The sequence below is a fragment of the Porphyromonas macacae DSM 20710 = JCM 13914 genome, from assembly GCF_000379945.1.
GTDB lineage: Bacteria > Bacteroidota > Bacteroidia > Bacteroidales > Porphyromonadaceae > Porphyromonas > Porphyromonas macacae.
Genome location: NZ_KB904129.1, coordinates 1 through 18,007, shown reverse-complemented (window position 1 = coordinate 18,007; position 18,007 = coordinate 1). Strand labels below are relative to the sequence as shown.

General features: G+C 43.4%; 17 protein-coding genes and 3 tRNA genes. 19 read left to right on the top strand and 1 reads right to left on the bottom strand.

Annotated elements, in window-relative coordinates:
• Window positions 1-2 precede the first annotated feature (2 nt).
• Complete coding sequence (gene leuS, locus A3GI_RS0104560) at window positions 3-2,804, bottom strand: leucine--tRNA ligase (RefSeq protein WP_018360296.1); 2,802 nt, start codon at window positions 2,802-2,804, stop codon at window positions 3-5.
• Between the two features lie 528 nt (window positions 2,805-3,332).
• On the opposite strand from leuS, the gene A3GI_RS0104545 reads away from it, so the two are divergent.
• The 19 genes from A3GI_RS0104545 to A3GI_RS11790 all read left to right on the top strand — a co-directional run.
• Complete coding sequence (locus A3GI_RS0104545) at window positions 3,333-4,247, top strand: ribonuclease Z (protein WP_018360293.1); 915 nt, start codon at window positions 3,333-3,335, stop codon at window positions 4,245-4,247.
• A 220-nt stretch (window positions 4,248-4,467) separates the two neighbouring features.
• Window positions 4,468-5,022, top strand: coding sequence for a hypothetical protein (locus A3GI_RS0104540; RefSeq protein WP_018360292.1), 555 nt, complete (start codon window positions 4,468-4,470; stop codon window positions 5,020-5,022).
• A 357-nt stretch (window positions 5,023-5,379) separates the two neighbouring features.
• Window positions 5,380-7,830 carry an endopeptidase La gene (lon, locus tag A3GI_RS0104535; protein ID WP_018360291.1) on the top strand — a complete coding sequence of 817 codons (2,451 nt, stop codon included), beginning with the start codon at window positions 5,380-5,382 and terminating at the stop codon, window positions 7,828-7,830.
• A gap of 14 nt (window positions 7,831-7,844) precedes the next feature.
• Window positions 7,845-8,417, top strand: a complete 573-nt coding sequence (locus A3GI_RS0104530; RefSeq protein ID WP_036870109.1) for a DUF1599 domain-containing protein — start codon at window positions 7,845-7,847, stop codon at window positions 8,415-8,417.
• Complete coding sequence (locus A3GI_RS10525; protein ID WP_018360289.1) at window positions 8,402-9,643, top strand: BT_3928 family protein; 1,242 nt, start codon at window positions 8,402-8,404, stop codon at window positions 9,641-9,643. The genes A3GI_RS0104530 and A3GI_RS10525 overlap by 16 nt, the downstream gene beginning before the upstream one ends.
• A 48-nt stretch (window positions 9,644-9,691) precedes the next feature.
• Window positions 9,692-10,447 (top strand): triose-phosphate isomerase, encoded by a 756-nt coding sequence (tpiA, locus tag A3GI_RS0104520; RefSeq protein WP_018360288.1) that lies wholly within the window; start codon window positions 9,692-9,694, stop codon window positions 10,445-10,447.
• A gap of 82 nt (window positions 10,448-10,529) precedes the next feature.
• Complete coding sequence (locus tag A3GI_RS0104515) at window positions 10,530-11,069, top strand: SPOR domain-containing protein (RefSeq protein ID WP_018360287.1); 540 nt, start codon at window positions 10,530-10,532, stop codon at window positions 11,067-11,069.
• A gap of 49 nt (window positions 11,070-11,118) precedes the next feature.
• Entirely contained in the window at window positions 11,119-11,706 is a 588-nt protein-coding gene (gene folE, locus A3GI_RS0104510) for a GTP cyclohydrolase I FolE (RefSeq protein WP_018360286.1), read from the top strand.
• Window positions 11,707-11,869: 163 nt separating this feature from the next.
• Window positions 11,870-11,942, top strand: a tRNA-Lys gene (locus tag A3GI_RS0104505).
• A gap of 53 nt (window positions 11,943-11,995) precedes the next feature.
• Window positions 11,996-12,068, top strand: a tRNA-Lys gene (locus A3GI_RS0104500).
• Between the two features lie 195 nt (window positions 12,069-12,263).
• Complete coding sequence (locus A3GI_RS0104495) at window positions 12,264-12,959, top strand: energy transducer TonB (RefSeq protein WP_018360285.1); 696 nt, start codon at window positions 12,264-12,266, stop codon at window positions 12,957-12,959.
• Window positions 12,960-13,059: 100 nt separating this feature from the next.
• A complete protein-coding gene (locus tag A3GI_RS0104490; RefSeq protein ID WP_018360284.1) occupies window positions 13,060-14,043 on the top strand; it encodes a polyprenyl synthetase family protein in 984 nt (327 codons plus the stop codon).
• 23 nt (window positions 14,044-14,066) lie between these two features.
• Window positions 14,067-14,834, top strand: a complete 768-nt coding sequence (locus tag A3GI_RS0104485; protein WP_018360283.1) for a TatD family hydrolase — start codon at window positions 14,067-14,069, stop codon at window positions 14,832-14,834.
• Between the two features lie 188 nt (window positions 14,835-15,022).
• Window positions 15,023-15,110 (top strand) — tRNA-Ser (locus A3GI_RS0104480).
• A 134-nt stretch (window positions 15,111-15,244) separates the two neighbouring features.
• The gene (locus A3GI_RS0104475) at window positions 15,245-16,075 is read left to right on the top strand and encodes a MotA/TolQ/ExbB proton channel family protein (RefSeq protein WP_018360282.1); all 831 of its coding nucleotides are present in this window, start codon (window positions 15,245-15,247) and stop codon (window positions 16,073-16,075) included.
• An 11-nt stretch (window positions 16,076-16,086) separates the two neighbouring features.
• The gene (locus tag A3GI_RS0104470) at window positions 16,087-16,557 is read left to right on the top strand and encodes a hypothetical protein (RefSeq protein WP_018360281.1); all 471 of its coding nucleotides are present in this window, start codon (window positions 16,087-16,089) and stop codon (window positions 16,555-16,557) included.
• Window positions 16,558-16,596: 39 nt separating this feature from the next.
• Entirely contained in the window at window positions 16,597-17,217 is a 621-nt protein-coding gene (locus tag A3GI_RS0104465; protein ID WP_026215937.1) for an ExbD/TolR family protein, read from the top strand.
• A 1-nt stretch (window position 17,218) separates the two neighbouring features.
• On the top strand, window positions 17,219-17,698 hold the full coding sequence (locus tag A3GI_RS0104460) for an ExbD/TolR family protein (RefSeq protein ID WP_018360279.1): 480 nt from the start codon (window positions 17,219-17,221) through the stop codon (window positions 17,696-17,698).
• Window positions 17,649-18,007: hypothetical protein (locus tag A3GI_RS11790; protein WP_211205813.1), on the top strand; the 359-nt coding region annotated here is incomplete at its 3' end. The genes A3GI_RS0104460 and A3GI_RS11790, both read left to right, overlap by 50 nt.

Here is an 18,007-nt window from a genome sequence, read left to right as displayed (position 1 = left end):
GATTACAATACGATATTCACAATGCGTCCAGGTACCACAATAATACGTTTCGGTTCTTTCCCTTCCAGCCATTTGGCAGCTTCGGGAGAAGCCATTACAGCAGCCTCCACGGCGGCTTTATCCATATCGGCAGGCAAAGCGACCGTAAAACGTGTTTTACCATTGAAGCTGACCGGGTAAGTCACTGATTTTTCGACCAGATACTCTTCCTTGAATTGCGGCCATTGTGCATTCACGATACTCTCCGGCTCCTCATCGTCTGCAGCTGTTGCATGCCACAGTTCTTCTGCAATATGGGGAGCAAAGGCCGAAAGCAGTATCAGCAAAGGACGCAGCACCGAACGCGAAGAGGTTTTGAGAGCGCTCAACTCGTTTACGCAAATCATAAAGGCCGATATGGAAGTGTTGAACGAAAACTGTTCTATATCCTGCGTCACCTTACGTATGAGCTTATGCAGACTTTTCAACTCTTCGACAGACGGCTCGGCATCATCCACGCGCAGCTTATCGCTGTTCTGTTCGTAAAACAGCCCCCATGTGCGCTTCAAGAAACGATGCACCCCGTCGATACCGTTCGTATCCCACGGTTTGCTCTGCTCCAACGGGCCTAAAAACATTTCATAAAGACGAAGCGTATCGGCTCCATAACGAGCCACGATATCATCGGGGTTTACCACGTTAAACATGGATTTGCTCATCTTCTCGATAGCCCACCCGCAGATATATTCGCCATTTTCCAGCTCAAACCCGGCCGTTGCAAATTCAGGCCGCCAAGCTCTGAAGGCGTCAAGATCCAAACGATCGTTGTGTACGATATTCACATCCACATGAATGGGAGTAACCTCATAACGGTCTTTCAAACCGAACGAAACAAATCGATTCGTATCCTTGATACGGTAAACAAAATTGGAGCGTCCCTGAATCATCCCCTGATTGACCAGTTTACGGAACGGCTCTTCTTCACAAACCAAACCGATGTCGAATAAAAACTTATCCCAAAAACGGCTGTAAATGAGGTGTCCGGTAGCATGCTCCGTACCTCCCACATAAAGATCCACGTGCCGCCAGTATTCATCCTTTTCCTTCCCCACCAGAGCCTTACGATTATGCGGATCCATATAACGCAGATAATAGGCGCTGCTACCTGCAAAACCCGGCATGGTACTCAGTTCGTAAGGATACCCTTCCGGGGTATGCCAACCTTTGGCTCTTCCCAGAGGCGGCTCTCCGCTTTCGGTGGGCAAAAAGGCATCGACCTCAGGCAATACAAGGGGTAACCTGTCTTCCGAAAGAACATAAGGGATACCGTCTTTATAATAAACCGGGAAGGGCTCTCCCCAATACCGCTGGCGACTGAAAATAGCATCGCGCAAGCGATAATTGACCTTGATGCGTCCCAAACGTTTTTCTGCAATATATTCTTTTGTCTTTGCAATCGCAGCGGATACACGCAAACCATTCAAAAAATCCGAGTTTATCATCGTACCGCTCTTGCTGTCCCTGGCATCGTCCCAGGTAGCCGGGTCTGTTGCCTCCTCGCCTTCGGGTACGACCACCTGCACGATGGGCAAATCGAAATGGCGGGCAAAAGCAAAGTCCCGGGTATCATGTGCCGGTACGGCCATAATAGCACCCGTTCCATAACCGGCCAATACATAATCGCTGATCCAGATGGGAATACGCTTACCATTCAAAGGGTTGATGGCACAGGCGCCGGTGAACACGCCGGACACACGCCGGTCAGCAATACGCTCACGCTCGGTTTTGTGTTTAGTCTGCTGCAAATAAGTTTCCACAGCTTCTTTTTGACCGGCAGTCGTTACCTGTTGTACCAATTCGCTTTCAGGAGCCAATACCATAAAAGTAACTCCGAAAACCGTATCGGCACGAGTTGTGAAAACAGTAAATGTCAGCGGATCCTCGGGACGATCGAGCTCAAAGTGAATCTCGGCACCCTCACTGCGTCCTATCCAGTTCCGTTGCGTCTCTTTCAGAGAGTCGGTCCAGTCCACTTGATCCAAACCGCTCAGCAGCCGTTCGGCATAAGCCGATACCCTCAGGCACCACTGGCGCATCAGACGCTGCTCCACAGGATGCCCCCCGCGAACGCTCACCCCCTCGCTTACCTCATCATTGGCCAGCACCGTCCCCAGATAAGGACACCAGTTAACCATCGTATCGCCCAAATAGGCAATGCGATAATTCATAAGAAATTCCTGCTGTTCCTTCTCTCCCATGGTTTTCCATTGGGCTGCCGTTATTTCCACTTCCTCACCGCAAGCGGCATGGAGTCCTTCCGTTCCGAAACGATTCAGATGACCGGTCAACTCATCTATCGGACAAGCTTTCTGTTTCTCCGTATCATAATACGAGTCGAACATTTTGATGAATACCCATTGTGTCCAATGGTAATACTCGGGGTCGCACGTTCTCACCTCACGACTCCAGTCGTAGCTGAAACCGATCTTATCCAACTGCTCGCGATAACGGCGTATATTTTGTTCCGTTGTTATTTCCGGATGTTGCCCTGTCTGTATGGCATACTGCTCGGCCGGCAAGCCGAAAGCGTCATATCCCATGGGATGCAGCACATTAAAACCGCTTAACCGCTTGTATCTCGAATAAATATCAGAAGCGATATATCCCAGAGGATGTCCTACATGCAACCCAGCCCCGGAAGGGTAAGGAAACATATCCAATATATAAAAAGGTTTCTTTGAGGGGTCTTCTTCTACCTTGTAAATCTCTCGTTGCTGCCAGTACTTCTGCCAGCGTTGCTCTATTTCACGGAAATTATACTCCATAACTAACAATACGGTATTCTGTATTTTATGGCTGCAAAGTTACATACTTTTCGTTCGCGGTAAAATACGGACAGATGGAAATCACAAAACATCGGAAAGTATTTTTTGAAAAGAAAAGAAACACACACCATAATAATATAGTCTCCGGAAAGAAAAACCTCCGAAACATCGGCTGATAAAATCAAAAGATGTCTCAAAAGCCCGTAAAGTGACATGTACTGAAAATTTTTCTGCCTGACGGTTGAAAATTCTTCAGGCAAAGAAAAAAAATCCAAGTTAACTTCGTTGAAAATCCATCAGGCAAAGAATTTTCAACTGTCAGGCAATGTTTTTTGCTCCTTCCGGGATTTCTCTCCCGGCAACCCTTAAGACGACAAAATTAATGCTTGAAATTACACTTGTAAGATTTCAGACGGAGGCCGCACAATTTACCGGAACGGGCTCTTTCGGTTTCGAGCCTCGGCCGGCACAGAAAACAAAGACAAATCCAAACCGATTATATTTGCATATCGAAAACGAAATGCTTTGATGGAAAAGTTCGACATACATATATTGGGTTGCGGGTCGGCTACTCCCACCACCAAACACTGGCCTGCCTGCCAAGTATTGGATATAAGGGGGAAACTCTATATGATAGACTGCGGAGAGGGGTGCCAATATAATTACAGACGAAGCCGGTTGAATTTTTCGCGCCTTCGTGCTGTTTTTATCAGCCACCTTCATGGCGATCACTGTTTCGGACTGCCGGGTTTGATTTCCTCTATGAGTCTTTTGGGCAGAACGGGTATACTCGAAATCTACGGTCCCGAAGGGATTAGAGAATATATGGACAGTTTCATGAAACTATTCGGAGTCCGGCTGGCTTTCGAAATAGAAGTGCATACGATAGACTGCTCGGCATCCCGCCTTATCTACGAAGATCCGTCTGTCAAGATTTCCTCTCTGCCTTTGAAACACCGCATCGAATGTGCCGGATTTCTGGTTGAGGAAAAGAGTAAATCGCTGCATTTGGACAAGGAAAGCTGCGATTTCTTCCAGATACCCATCACGGCCTACAAACAGATACTGAGAGGAGAGGATTTCGTTACGGAAACCGGGGAAACAATCAGCAACAGCAGACTTACGAAAAAAGGATGCCCGCCACGGAAATATGCCTATTGCTCGGATACGGCTTATCGACCGGCACTTGCTCCGCTAATTCAGGAGGTCACGCTGCTGTATCATGAGGCTACATTCAGGCAGTCGGACCTCTCGCGAGCCCGGGAGACGTACCACAGTACCGCTGCACAGGCTGCCATGATAGCCAAAGAAGCAAATGTAAAACGTCTTTTGATCGGACATTACTCTGCCCGTTATCCGAACGAGGAAGGTCTTTTAGAAGAAGCTAAAAACATTTTTCCCGAAACGATTGCAGCACAGGAGAACCAAATTATCCGGCTCTGACAAAGCGGATTTCAGAAGAGAAAAAACAGAGCTTTCGCGCCCTGTTTTTGAACGGAAAAATATTTTATTATAACTTTGTAGTCGTTGTTCTTATTGACAATCAGCGGATTGCATGAGGCAACACACCCCGAAAGTCGGGAACCCGCCAAGGCTTTGTTTTGAGGAGTTGGGATATAATTCGAGTAGAACAGGGCAGTAGTTATCCATGATTTCATTATCCATGGATCGACCGGGTGGGTATGTGAAACCCAATTTGATTATTATGAAGTTGAAGAAGATCCTTCTCGGCGTATTCGTTGCGCTGTCGGCTCTTATCGCAGGCAGTTCGGCCATACTTCCGGTCAACAATTCGATGACAGGATTAAGCCTTGGAGCCTCTATGCCGAGAATGAAGTCTCATATGAGCGATCTTACCGACTTAGCACCCGAAAAAGGCGTGAACAGGTTTACCCTCGTTCACTTTTGGGCAGCTTACGACAATGCCAGCCGCGCTGAAAATATTGTTTGGAAACACTTTTTCAATGCTACATTGAGCGACAAAATCGGTTACCGGGCTATCTCTTTGGATACGAATCAGGAAGTATTCGAAGGAACTTTGGCCCTCGATCATATGGACTTATCAAATCAGATGTGGATAAACCCTAACGACAGAGAAGAAGTTTTAGATTTATTCGGATTAAAACAATCGTTCCACACCTATTTGATTGACGACCACGGGATAGTCCGCGCAGTGGACCCGACCCCTGATCAGCTGAATTATTTTTATTTAAATTAGGGCTGCACCATATATCGGAATATGATGGTGCTATCAAAAGAGAAAACCCTTTTCAGTTAAAAAGACTATTCATATCGCTTTCGGAGCTTTGTGAATAGTTTTTTTTGCTCATTGAGTATCTGTTTTTGAGGCAGATTTAACAGATCTCTGTTTTTGAGGCTACCGGTGAAAAATATTTTTTTCACCGAAAAGTCATCCCTCCGGACAAAGAAATCAAAAAAGCAATGGTCGGTTCAAATATCGCCAAAACCATAAGTCGACTAAATTGTTGTATTTTTGCGGTTCATCTTATGTTTATATAAAAAACAGAGATAAGAAGCACGCCTAAAAAAGAAGATAAGATTCACATTCAACTATATGATAATAAAGAATAAACAAAATCAATTCATACTCGAGGAGACGGAGGATGAAGCCTTCCCTTTAGCTTTTCCTATCATTACCATGTTTGAAAAAGATGATGATTTTGCAGTAAAAAAAGAAGATCTGCCCGAAATATTACCGATAATGGCTTTGAGGAATATGATTTTGTTCCCGGGGCTCGCCATACCCATACTCGTAGGGCGCGATAAGTCGTTAAAAATTATCAAAAAAGCGCAAAAAGCCAACCCCTATTTCGGAGTAATCTGCCAACGCGACATGACGGTGGAAGATCCGAAAGGAAAAGATCTTTATGAAATCGGCGTAATAGCAGAAGTAATCAGAGTGGTTGATATGCCCGACGGCAGCACTACTGCCATTATACAGGGACGGCAGCGTTTCAGATTAACGCAGCTGACTCAAACCAATCCTTATCTGGCCGGCACTTACGAACTGATACCTTATATTAAGCCGGATAAAAACGACAAGGAATTCAAAGCTCTGGTTTCTGCCATTCAGGAACAAACGATGAGAATGATTTCTCTCGTTACGGATCAGGTGCCGGCAGAGGTTTTCACGGCTTTGCAAAGCAACAAAAATCCCCTGTATGCCATCAACTTTGCTTCGGCAAACGTTTCGGACTCCATAGAAGATAAACAATCCTTACTGGAAATAGACGATCTGAAAAAACGTGCCTACAAACTTCTGGTTCTGCAACACAACCAAATGCAGATTCTGGAACTGAAAGCACGCATCCAGTCCAAAACACGAGAAGAGATGGACAAACAGCAAAAAGAGTACTTTTTGCAACAACAGATAAAAACCATCCAGGAAGAATTGGGCGGCAACCTCAACGAAATAGATATTATGGAGTTGAGAAAAAAAGCGGCAACAAAAGTCTGGAATGCAAACGTGGATGAGATCTTCAACCGGGAAATCAACAAGCTGGAACGGCTTCATCCGCAAAGCCCCGACTATGCCGTACAGCTGCAATACCTGCAGACGATTGTGGATTTGCCATGGGAATCGTACAGCAAGGACAACTTCAACCTGACCAGAGCTCAAAAAATCCTCGACAGAGATCATTTCGGATTGGAAAAGGTTAAAGAACGTATTATAGAGCACCTTGCCGTAATCAAGCTTAAAAACAATATGAAAGCACCCATCATCTGCCTGTACGGCCCTCCGGGTGTAGGAAAAACATCTCTGGGAAAAAGTATTGCAGAGAGTTTGGGGCGCAAATCGGTTCGTATCTCTTTGGGCGGCGTGCACGATGAGGCGGAAATCAGGGGTCACAGACGGACTTATATCGGTGCCATGAGCGGACGCATCATCAAAGGAATTCAACGCGCCGGCACCTCGAATCCCGTATTCGTACTGGATGAAATAGACAAACTGAGCAGCGATTTCAAAGGCGATCCGTCATCCGCTTTATTAGAGGTGCTGGATCCGGAGCAAAATTCCACATTCCACGACAATTATCTGGATATAGACTATGACCTGAGCCATGTGCTTTTCCTGGCTACGGCAAATAACCTCAGTGCAATATCGCAACCGCTCAGAGACCGCCTTGAACTAATCGAGGTAACGGGTTATATTACGGAAGAAAAAATACAGATAGCAGCCAAGCATCTAGTTCCGAAAGTTTTAATGGAACACGGTTTTGACAAGAAACAAATCAAATTTACCAAAGATGCGCTGGAACAGATAATCGAGAGCTATACACGTGAAAGCGGAGTCAGAGGACTGGAAAAGAAAATTGCAGCCGTCGTAAGAAAGATAGCACGAAAAGCTGCAGCCGAAGAGGTGTATCCGACCAACATAAAGGCTTCCGATCTGAAAGATCTTCTTGGCGCTCCACCCTATTCCAGAGACAAATATCAGGGCAACGACTATACCGGTGTGGTTACAGGCCTTGCCTGGACGAGCGTGGGTGGTGAAATACTTTTCATCGAAAGCAGCCTGCACTCCGGTCAGACAGGAAAGCTGACCCTGACCGGTAATTTGGGAGATGTAATGAAAGAGTCTGCCATACTGGGATTGGACTACGTGCGGGCACATGCAGAAGAATTCGGGATTAAAGACGATATGCTTACCAATAAAGAGGTGCACATACACGTACCGGAAGGAGCTATTCCAAAGGACGGCCCCAGTGCGGGTATCACAATCGTGACCTCCTTGATTTCGGCTATCACCGGACGTAAGGTTAGAGCCAATGTGGCTATGACAGGAGAAATAACCCTGCGCGGTAAAGTATTGCCGGTGGGAGGTATCAAAGAGAAAATCCTGGCAGCCAAAAGAGCCGGCATTACGGATATCATACTCTCTGATGAGAACAAAAAAGATATAGAAGAGATAAATAATATGTATCTTAAGGGGTTGACTTTCCATCATGTAGGCGACATACATGAAGTGATCGATTTTGCCCTGTTGAAAAAACAGGTTGATTAAACACCAGAATGATTATGAGCGAATTGCGATCGGCCCAAGAAACGAAAACAGCTTTAGAAGTACAGAATGTACTCCAACACTGTCGTAGTCTTTTTGAAAAGAAACTTCATGACTACGGAGCCAGTTGGCGTATCATGCGCACCCGCTCCCTCACAGATCAGATCTATATTAAAGCCAACAGAATAAGAAGTATAGAAGAAAACGGCGATAACAGGGTCGGAGAGGATATCGTTTCGGAGTTTATAGGAATCGTAAACTATGGAATTATTGCACTGATCCAGCTTCAACGGCCACCGGCCGACGAACCGGACATCGATGAAGAAGAGGCTCTCAGAATGTACGATGCCGAAGCTCAAAAAACAGCAGCCCTGCTCGCAAATAAAAATCATGACTATGGAGAGGCCTGGAGGCAAATGCGCATATCGTCTTATGTGGATCTGATACTGACCAAAATATACAGAACCAAACAAATCGAAGACCTCGGAGGTAAGACGCTGGTATCCGAAGGCATAGACGCCAACTATATGGATATGATCAACTACAGCATATTCGCTCTTATTCAACTGAATGTATGGCCGGTAAAATAATCATAGAGATAAGTCGAATACTTTTAGGTGCCGTATACCTTTTTTCAGGCCTCATCAAAGGGGCCGATTTGGTGGGAGTATCAATCAAAGTAGGAGAATATCTTTCGGCCTTGGGGCTAAGTCTGCTTACGCCTGTTTCTTTGGAAATAGCCATTGCTTTATGCGTAATAGAATTCGTCCTCGGCGCCTTGCTGCTTATGGGAGCGTTCAGGCGGCTAACGACTAAAGTCATTTTGGTTTTGACCATGATAATGCTTTTACTGACATTATGGTTAGTAATGAGTAATGCCGTAACCGATTGCGGTTGTTTCGGAGAAGCCGTAAAGTTGACGAACCGGCAAACTTTTCTGAAAAACATCATCCTCCTGTTTTTTAGCACCATTCTGGTTTTAAGGCCTCGTAAAATATCCCGTCTGTTTAAGAAAAAAGAGATGTGGGCGATTACGGTATTGATGTTTTTTGCCTACGGCTACTTTCTTTATATGAATTACAGGCATCTACCGATGTGGGATTTCAGACCGTTCAAAAAAGGCCTGGACTTAAAAGCTGCAACACAAACACCGGAGGATGCGGCAAAAGACGAATATAAATATGAATTCATTTACGAAAAAGACGGCATAGAGAAAACGTTTCCCATAGACAGCCTTCCGGATAAAAGCTGGACGTATATAGACAGAAAAGAAACGCTTGTAAAAAAAGGCAAACAGGCTGAAATCAACGATTTTATTCTTTTCGGCACACAGGGAAATGAGCTATCGAAACGAATACTGACAAACGATAAGGGCGTTCTGCTTATGTTCTCCCCGAATCTGAAGAAAATGTCATCCGTTAAACCGGAAATAATAGATCATCTTTATCGCACAAGTACTTCACAAGGTTATCTGTTTTACGGCGTGTCGGGAGCTACTTACGAAGAGATAAATCAGTGGCGCATCAAAACCAATGCTATCCTGCCGATGCTTTTCATGGATCCGACGACAATAAAAACAATCATACGGGGCAACCCGGGATTATTACTGATAAAGAACGGGAAAATCATAGACAAGGTAAACGGATATGATTTCCCTGCAAAAAAACAAACAGCCTCATTCCTCAATAAGGCTTTTGTCAAAGAAGAAAGCGTCAACCGGCATAAAAAAACTTTGATACCGCTGATCATATGGGCCTTTTTGACCCTGTTGGCTGCCGGAAGAAGAATAAGAAGAGTGAATAGAGTAAAATCCTGACAAAGTTGGGACATACATAATATCTTTATCAAATTAAAAGAGATTAAAATGAGAAAAAACATTGTAGCAGGAAACTGGAAAATGAATCTGACACTTCAGGAAGGTGTTAAGCTGGCAAAAGACTTGAATGAAGCCTTGAAAAATAAACAACCGAATTGCGATGTAATTATAGGTACTCCTTTTATCCATCTTGCAACCATCTGCGAGACTATCGACACGAAAAAGATCGGTGTGGCAGCTGAAAATTGCGCAGATCAGGAGAAAGGAGCTTTTACCGGCGAAGTATCTGCACAAATGGTTGCTTCTACAGGAGCCGGATATGTAATTTTGGGACACTCCGAAAGACGTACATATTATGGAGAAAATGCGGAAACATTAACAAAAAAAGTAAGACTGGCCTTAGCAAACGGGCTTACTCCGATTTTCTGCATCGGTGAAGTAAAAGAAGAGCGTGAAGCCGGACAGCATTTCAAAGTGGTAGAAGAACAATTGAGCAGTGCACTATGGGGTTTGTCTCCGGAAGATTTCAGCAAACTGATTTTGGCTTACGAACCGGTTTGGGCTATCGGCACCGGACTGACAGCAACCGCAGAACAGGCACAGGAAATACACAGCCACATCAGACAGTTTATCGAAGAGAAATACGGAAAAGAGATAGCTGAAAACTGTACAATCTTGTATGGGGGTAGCTGCAATGCAGGAAATGCCAAAGAATTATTCGGTCAAAAAGATGTCGATGGCGGACTGATCGGCGGCGCATCTTTATCGGTGGAAAAATTCCTTCCGATTATAGAGGCTTTCTGAACACTCTAATAATTATATTATTTTTACGAGATAAAAATCGTAAAATACAGCTTCCCATCGACTAACTTGAAAAAGATTAAACATGGCAAGAAAAGGATTTTCAGGAGTCTTTATAACAATCTGTATATCGATTACTTTGAGCTTGTCCGCTCAAAGTAATGCGACATACCAAAAGACGGTGCCGGCATCTATTTTTGAGGCCTTACAAAGTATCAGTGAAGGAGAAGGAATCATAACGATCCATCAGTCATCCGAAATTCGTAACCGGGTAGGACATGTTTTGACGAGAAACAACCAGATTCTGGGCAAAGAAGGCAATATGTATACGGTACAGGGGTTCCGCATTCAAGCCTATACAGGCAATACTCAAGAGTCAAAAAGCGAAGCTTACAGCAGAGCTGCCAGAATTCAGAATGCGTTTCCCGAATACAATTGCTACATCACCTTCGGGGCTCCTTTTTGGCGGTTGCAGGTAGGAGACTTCTTAACACAACAAGAAGCCGAGGAAGTGAAAGATCTTCTCAAAAATGCTTTGCCGGGTATCGCAAAAGAGGTCTATGTTGTTCGTGAAAAAGTAAGGATACGCAACTACAACCCGACAACAGAAATGCCTAACAATTAATTTTTATACAAAGACAAACGGCCGGCCGCAATATAGTCTAAAAGTAATAATGGATAAATATAAAGATCTTTCTGAAGAAGAAAGGAAAAGCAAATTAGAAGAGCATTATCACGAAGCTCTGCTGCTTTTGGGTGAAGACCCGAAGCGTGAGGGATTGATCAAAACGCCTTACCGTATGGCTAAAGCCATGCGCTTCCTGACAAAAGGATATGATCAGGATCCTAAAGAGATCTTACGGGCTGCCATGTTTAAGGAAGATTACAGGCAAATGGTTATCGTGAAGGATATTGATTTTTATTCTTTATGCGAACACCATATGTTGCCTTTTTACGGTAAAGCGCACGTCGGATACATCCCCAATGGCTATATTACCGGACTCAGCAAATTGCCCAGAGTGGTAGACGTTTTTGCCCGAAGGCTGCAAGTGCAGGAAAGATTGACTACACAGATCAAAGAGTGTATCGAGGAAACCCTTCATCCGCTGGGTGTAATCGTCGTTTTGGAAGCCCAACACATGTGCATGCAGATGAGAGGAGTGCAGAAGCAGAACTCCATCACCACTACAAGCGATTTTACCGGTGCATTCAAAGAGGCTAAAACCCGCGAAGAATTTTTAGACCTTATCAAGCAGAAGTAAGCTACAAACAAAACAAAGGGAAGGGAGAAAAGCGGATTACCTTCATTTTTCTCAAAAACAGATTTCTCTTTCTTGATGCTTGTTGCGAACTAAATAAATTCTGCTACCTTTGCACCGTTAAAAATCGGCAGGGTTGGTTTCAACGACCTTTTTTGATTGTTATGACTCCGTAGCTCAGTTGGTAGAGCAACTGACTCTTAATCAGTGGGTCGAGAGTTCGAGCCTCTCCGGGGTCACCCAATCGTGACAATTGTTTTTACCTGCCGGACCGATTTAAGATTTCAAAATCGACTTCGTAGCTCAGTTGGTAGAGCAACTGACTCTTAATCAGTGGGTCGAGAGTTCGAGCCTCTCCGAGGTCACTTCAAAAGAAAAGATATAGCTGTTTTTCCAAAAGAGAAACAGCTATTTGCTTTTCTATCAAATCCTTTTTTCTAACTATTCTAACCAAACCTTTTCTTTGCCGGTAAAAGTGAAGCAATGTTTCGAGGAACGGTATATATTTGTCATAGAAAAACGATAGAAACAGAAATCAAACATTTTAATATTTAAGAATTATGGAAATCAAAAAATCACCGAAAGCAAACCTGGAAAAGCAAAAAGGCCTTTCCCTGTTAATGGGGTTGGTGGTTGCATTGGCCATCGTATATGTTTCGTTGGAGTACCGTTCTCTAACAAAACATGACGACAACATCATTGCAAAGATAGATATTGCAGATGTCGACGAACAGTTACTTATCGAAGACCAAAAACAACCGGAGCCGGAACCGGAGCCGGAAGTGGCAAAAATAGAAGTTCAGCTTCCGGAAGAGTTCGAGGTTGTAAGTAATGAAAAAGAAGTAGCAAAGGTTACTTTGATTTCAGGAGAAGAAGATAAAAAACTACCGCCTCCAACAGTAATCGTGCCCCAAGTGAGTGCCGCCGACGAAGAAGCCGAAAAGATCTTTACTGTGGTAGAAAAGAACCCCGAGTTCCCGGGCGGTATCAATGAAATGTATAAATATCTAAGAGAAAACATCAATTATCCTCAAATTGCTGCTGACAACGGCGTGCAAGGTAAAGTGCATCTTGGATTCGTGGTAGAAAGAGACGGGTCCATCACTCAAATCCAGGTTATTCGCGGTGTAGACCCGGAACTTGATAAAGAGGCTATACGTGTGGTAAAAAGCATGCCCAAGTGGAAACCCGGCCAACAACAGGGACGTCCGGTACGCTGCCGCTTCACTTTGCCCGTCACATTCCAATTGATGTAATCATACATAAAATTAACTACCTTTATAGAGGCTATTCTAAAGCGTAAAGCTAAAGAGTAGCCTCTAATTTTTATACCATATACAATAAGCAGAAACCATAATGTATACCACAAGAGAACTGACGGAACTTGTAAACAACACATTGGATACATTGCACCTGAACCGTCTAAAACCCGATAATTTATATGAGCCTATCAGTTATACAATAGGACTGGGAGGGAAAAGAATACGCCCCGTCCTGTGCTGTGCAGCCTGCCAGGCTTTTAACAATGGAGACCCATTGCCGGCACTCGATGCAGCCATAGCCTTGGAGATTTATCACAACTTTACATTGTTGCATGACGATCTGATGGATAATTCTCCGACAAGACGGGGAAAAGCTGCTGTTCACAAAAAGTGGAATCCCAATCAAGCGATCCTTTCGGGTGATGCCATGAGCATTATGTCTTTCAAAATCTTATCTGAAAAATACCCGGCGGAGATTCTCAAAAAAATCATCATACCTTTTGCAAAACTGTCTCTGGAAATCTGTGACGGTCAGCAGTACGATATGGAGTTTGAAGACCGGGATGATGTGTCGGCAGAAGAATATATCGACATGATTCGCCTGAAAACAGCGGTATTGTTAGGTGGTGCTCTTGAAATAGGGGCAACAATCGGCGGCGCAAATGCCGTTGATACAAAGAAAATATATCAGGCCGGCATCGATATGGGTTTGGCCTTCCAACTTCAAGACGACTTATTGGATGTCTATGCAAATGAAAGCATATTAGGAAAGCCGACCGGAGGAGATATCGTAAATAACAAAAAAACATTGCTGCTAATCAAAGCCTTTGAAAAAACCAAGGGCAAAAGCAGAGAAAAATTGAATGATTATCTATATTGGGGCACAGACAAAAAAGCTGAAAAAATCAAAGCTGTCACGGAGCTGTATAATCAATTGGGAATAAAAGAGGAGGTTTCGCAAATGGTAAGCGATTATACGGAAAACTCTTTGAACAACCTGAAATCTCTGTCTTGCGGAGAAGATGCAATTATGCCCATCATCGAGTTGGCAAACAAACTGAAAAGCCGGGCATTTTAATCTTTATCACTCATCTTTTTATCATGTTGATAGACTCACACACGCATATTTACACAGAAGAGTTTAGCACAGATTTGGACGATGTGGTGAAGCGTGCATCCGACAACGGTGTAGCATTCATGATATTGCCGAATATAGATTCGGCCTCGACCGAACAGATGCTGGCCTGTCAGCAGAAATATCCAGAAAAGATCAGGCTGGCATGGGGGTTGCATCCGACTTCTGTTAACAGCGGATGGGAACAAGAATTGAAAAAAATTCTTGATTTCCACAAAACATATCCGGGGGTGGCAATCGGAGAAATCGGACTGGACTATTACTGGGAGGAAAAATACAAAGAGGAACAAAAAGAAGCCTTTTCAGCACAGCTGGCAATAGCCAAGGAAATGTCCCTTCCCGTTATCATCCACCAGCGTTCGGCTCATCCAGATACCATGGAATGTGTTAAAAAAGCAGGAGTAGAAAATCTGAGCGGAGTTTTTCACTCTTTTGCCGGAAGCTTGGATGAGCTCGATGAGATTTTAACACAAACGAACTTTATGATAGGAATTAATGGTATCGTTACATTTAAGAATTCCAACTTAAAAGAGATTCTTCATCTGATTCCAGGAGACCGATTGCTGCTCGAAACCGATGCGCCTTATTTATCTCCGGTGCCCAAACGGGGGAAAAGAAACGAACCGGCCTACATCAACTATATAGCTGCATTTATCGCGGACGTTCTGAAAGAAACACCTGAAAAAATAGGGGAACAGACAGCCAAAAATGCCAGAAAACTTTTTAAAATCTAAAAAGATATACCCATAAAAACAAAATTAATGCGGTAATTATAGAGTGTAAGTGCCGAAAAAAACATAGATTTGTACGAAGAATACAATGATTACCGCATGGAAAAGAATCACAAGCTGTTAACCCGGCTTATATTTCTTCCGATTTATACAAACTTAAATCTTCAAAATCATTGACTGATTCGCTGTTAGGAGAGATGCTCGAGTGGTTGAAGAGGCACGCCTGGAAAGTGTGTAAACGCCAAAAGCGTTTCGCGGGTTCGAATCCCGCTCTCTCCGCACAGAACATCACAAAAGAATACGTTATTGTGATGAACTAACAAAAAAGATTTTTAATTTTACGGAATAACAAATCACAAAAGACAAGATTTAATAGAACAATAAAAGAATTACTAATTCAAAAACAAATCACGATGAAAAAGTTATTTGCTACCATTGCATGTATGGCTTTTCTGTCCTTAGGTTTTACAAACCAGGCAGTAGCCCAGGATGCCACTCCTACAGACACAACAGCTGTTGAAGAACAGACAACTGAAGCCACTATGGAAGAAACCGCAGCTACGGAAGAAGCTACACCTGAAGTGGTTGCCGAAAACGTTTCATTCCACCAGGCATTAAAAACAAAGTTTATCGAAGGTGGACCTGAGTTCATGAGCTTAATTGCAATTGTTTTAATTTTAGGTTTGGCTGTTTGTTTAGAGCGTATCATTTATTTGAACCTTGCAGATATCAACAATGAAAAACTGCTGAAAGATATTGAAGAGGCTTTGGAGCGCGGAGATCTCGAAGGAGCTAAGACCATCGCACGTGATACTCGCGGCCCTGTAGCGTCTATCGCTTATCAAGGTTTGATGAGAATGGATCAAGGCATAGAGGTAGTAGACAAGGCTATTATCTCTTATGGAGGTGTACAAGGCGGTCTTTTGGAAAAAAATCTTTCCTGGATTACACTGTTCATTGCTATCGCTCCGTCTCTCGGGTTCTTGGGTACGGTTGTCGGTATGGTTATGGCATTCGACAAAATCGAGCGTGTAGGTGATATCAGCCCGACGGTAGTTGCAGGAGGTATGAAGGTTGCTCTTATTACGACTATCGGTGGTCTTATTGTAGCTATGGTTCTTCAAGTAATCTACAACTACATCCTGACAAAGGTAGAAGGTATCCTGAACCGTATGGAAGATGCTTCTATCTCTCTACTCGATATGGTAATCAAGTACAATCTGAAACACAACAAAAACATCTAAAATAAAGACCAATGGCTGTTACTAAAATTAGAGCGGTATCCAGTTGGACTTCATTGATTACGGTGATCTTAAGCATCATTGTTCTGGCTGCATTTTACATCGGAGGTTTCCATGTAGAGGGTGAGCACAGAGTCTACGAGAATACCGGATTACTGCTAAATTGGGCATATTTCCTGTTTGGCCTGACAATTATAACAACGATATTTTTTGCAATCGCTGGTTTGCTTAAAGCATTCAAGACAAACCCCAGAAGAGCGACAATTTCATTGGGCGCTGCCATATTGATTGCAGTTTTATTAATCATCTCCTACTCTGTTGGAAGCGGAGATTTGCTAAAACATCTGAGTTCCGACTCTCAAATCTACAATACTCCTTCCTGGCTTAAAACAGCTGACATGTGGTTGTACACCATTTATATCACAGCTTTTTTAGTTATTTTGAGTATCATTTGGGGTGCTGTTCGTAAAGTAATGAAACGTTGAGAGAAGTAATTTTTTAATCGATTAAGAACAAAAAGAATTATGGCTAGAAAGAAAAGAAAAACCCCGGGTATAAACGGGTCATCAATGGCCGATATCTCTTTTATGTTGCTGATCTTTTTCTTGATTACCACCTCAATGGAGACAGATAAAGGTCTAAAACGGACTTTACCGCCGTTAGCACCTAAACAGCAAGATAACAAACCAATCGAGATCAAAAAGCGAAACATCCTTCGTTTGCTTGTAAACCAGGAGGATAAAATCGTGATCTCGAAGGAGATAAGCGGAAGGGACGAAATCGTGGAGGTTCCGTTGGAGCAACTTAAAGATATTGCGGTTGAGTTCATCATGAACCCCAAAGACCGTCCTGACCTGCCCGAGAAAGAGTTGAGGGAAATACCGGGTTTAGGCGAACAACGTGTAACGACAAGTACTTATGCCATCTCATTGAAAAATCAGATCGGAACGAGTTACCAGCGCTATATAGACGTACAAAATGAATTGATACGTGCCTATAAAGAAGTTTGGAATAAGTATGCACAACAAATGTTTCGCAAACCTTATGATGATCTAACAGTTTCTCAGCAGAAAGCTGTAGCGAAAGAAGCTTATCCGATGCACATTTCGGAGATGCCATTGTCTAACCTAACCAACGTTAAGTAAAATGGGAAAATTCAGTTCATCCGGCGGGCGCGAAATGCCCGAGTTAAACACTCAGTCTTTGCCTGACTTGATCTTTGCTTTCCTGTTCTTTATCATGATGGTTACGACAATCCGTGAGGTTACGGCAAAAGTGGAATACAACCGCTTACCTGTGGCAACGGAATTGACCAAGTTAGAAGAAAAGTCTCTGGTGACTTTCATCTACATCGGTAAACCTACAGAAGCTTACAGATCAAAGTACGGATCCAACCCTTGTATTCAGCTTAACGGTGAAATCACGCAAAATGCCAAAGACGTCTATACTTATGCAAAAGAGGAAATGGCCAAGATCGACGATGCACGCCGTAAATTGATGACAACATCATTAAAAGTGGACAAGGACACCAAGATGAAAATTGTTTCTGATGTTAAAGAAGAGTTGAGACGTGCAGATGCGCTCAATATCAGCTATTCGTCAAGAAAAGCACAAGAAAACAACTAACATCAAAAATATTATCCATACTTTCCGGGGGGCTGTGTCAAAATTCATTTTTGGGGCAGCCTCCTTTTTTTATTCCTCATCCAACGACAAAGCCCCAACTTTCACGAGCCAGGGCTTCGTTCGTTCACTAAGTTTGAGTAACTTAGCAAATATCAATTACTTAATGAATACAAAGTTACACTTTCGTCCTTACATATCCGACCCCATCCTGCTATTTCCTGCAGAACTTGGTCAAGATATTGATGCCAATGACCCTGTGCGCCTGGTCAACAGCATTGTAGATTCGCTGAATTTAGAATCAATCCAAGG

Coding starts and splice junctions, on each gene's coding strand:
- lon (WP_018360291.1), top strand. CDS start 5,380: ATGATAATAAAGAATAAACAAAATCAATTCATACTCGAGGAGACGGAG.
- A3GI_RS10525 (WP_018360289.1), top strand. CDS start 8,402: ATGGCCGGTAAAATAATCATAGAGATAAGTCGAATACTTTTAGGTGCC.
- A3GI_RS0104530 (WP_036870109.1), top strand. CDS start 7,845: ATGAGCGAATTGCGATCGGCCCAAGAAACGAAAACAGCTTTAGAAGTA.
- tpiA (WP_018360288.1), top strand. CDS start 9,692: ATGAGAAAAAACATTGTAGCAGGAAACTGGAAAATGAATCTGACACTT.
- A3GI_RS0104485 (WP_018360283.1), top strand. CDS start 14,067: ATGTTGATAGACTCACACACGCATATTTACACAGAAGAGTTTAGCACA.
- A3GI_RS0104495 (WP_018360285.1), top strand. CDS start 12,264: ATGGAAATCAAAAAATCACCGAAAGCAAACCTGGAAAAGCAAAAAGGC.
- A3GI_RS0104470 (WP_018360281.1), top strand. CDS start 16,087: ATGGCTGTTACTAAAATTAGAGCGGTATCCAGTTGGACTTCATTGATT.
- A3GI_RS0104540 (WP_018360292.1), top strand. CDS start 4,468: ATGGATCGACCGGGTGGGTATGTGAAACCCAATTTGATTATTATGAAG.
- leuS (WP_018360296.1), bottom strand. CDS start 2,804: ATGGAGTATAATTTCCGTGAAATAGAGCAACGCTGGCAGAAGTACTGG.
- A3GI_RS0104515 (WP_018360287.1), top strand. CDS start 10,530: ATGGCAAGAAAAGGATTTTCAGGAGTCTTTATAACAATCTGTATATCG.
- A3GI_RS0104490 (WP_018360284.1), top strand. CDS start 13,060: ATGTATACCACAAGAGAACTGACGGAACTTGTAAACAACACATTGGAT.
- A3GI_RS0104465 (WP_026215937.1), top strand. CDS start 16,597: ATGGCTAGAAAGAAAAGAAAAACCCCGGGTATAAACGGGTCATCAATG.
- A3GI_RS0104460 (WP_018360279.1), top strand. CDS start 17,219: ATGGGAAAATTCAGTTCATCCGGCGGGCGCGAAATGCCCGAGTTAAAC.
- A3GI_RS0104475 (WP_018360282.1), top strand. CDS start 15,245: ATGAAAAAGTTATTTGCTACCATTGCATGTATGGCTTTTCTGTCCTTA.
- A3GI_RS0104545 (WP_018360293.1), top strand. CDS start 3,333: ATGGAAAAGTTCGACATACATATATTGGGTTGCGGGTCGGCTACTCCC.
- folE (WP_018360286.1), top strand. CDS start 11,119: ATGGATAAATATAAAGATCTTTCTGAAGAAGAAAGGAAAAGCAAATTA.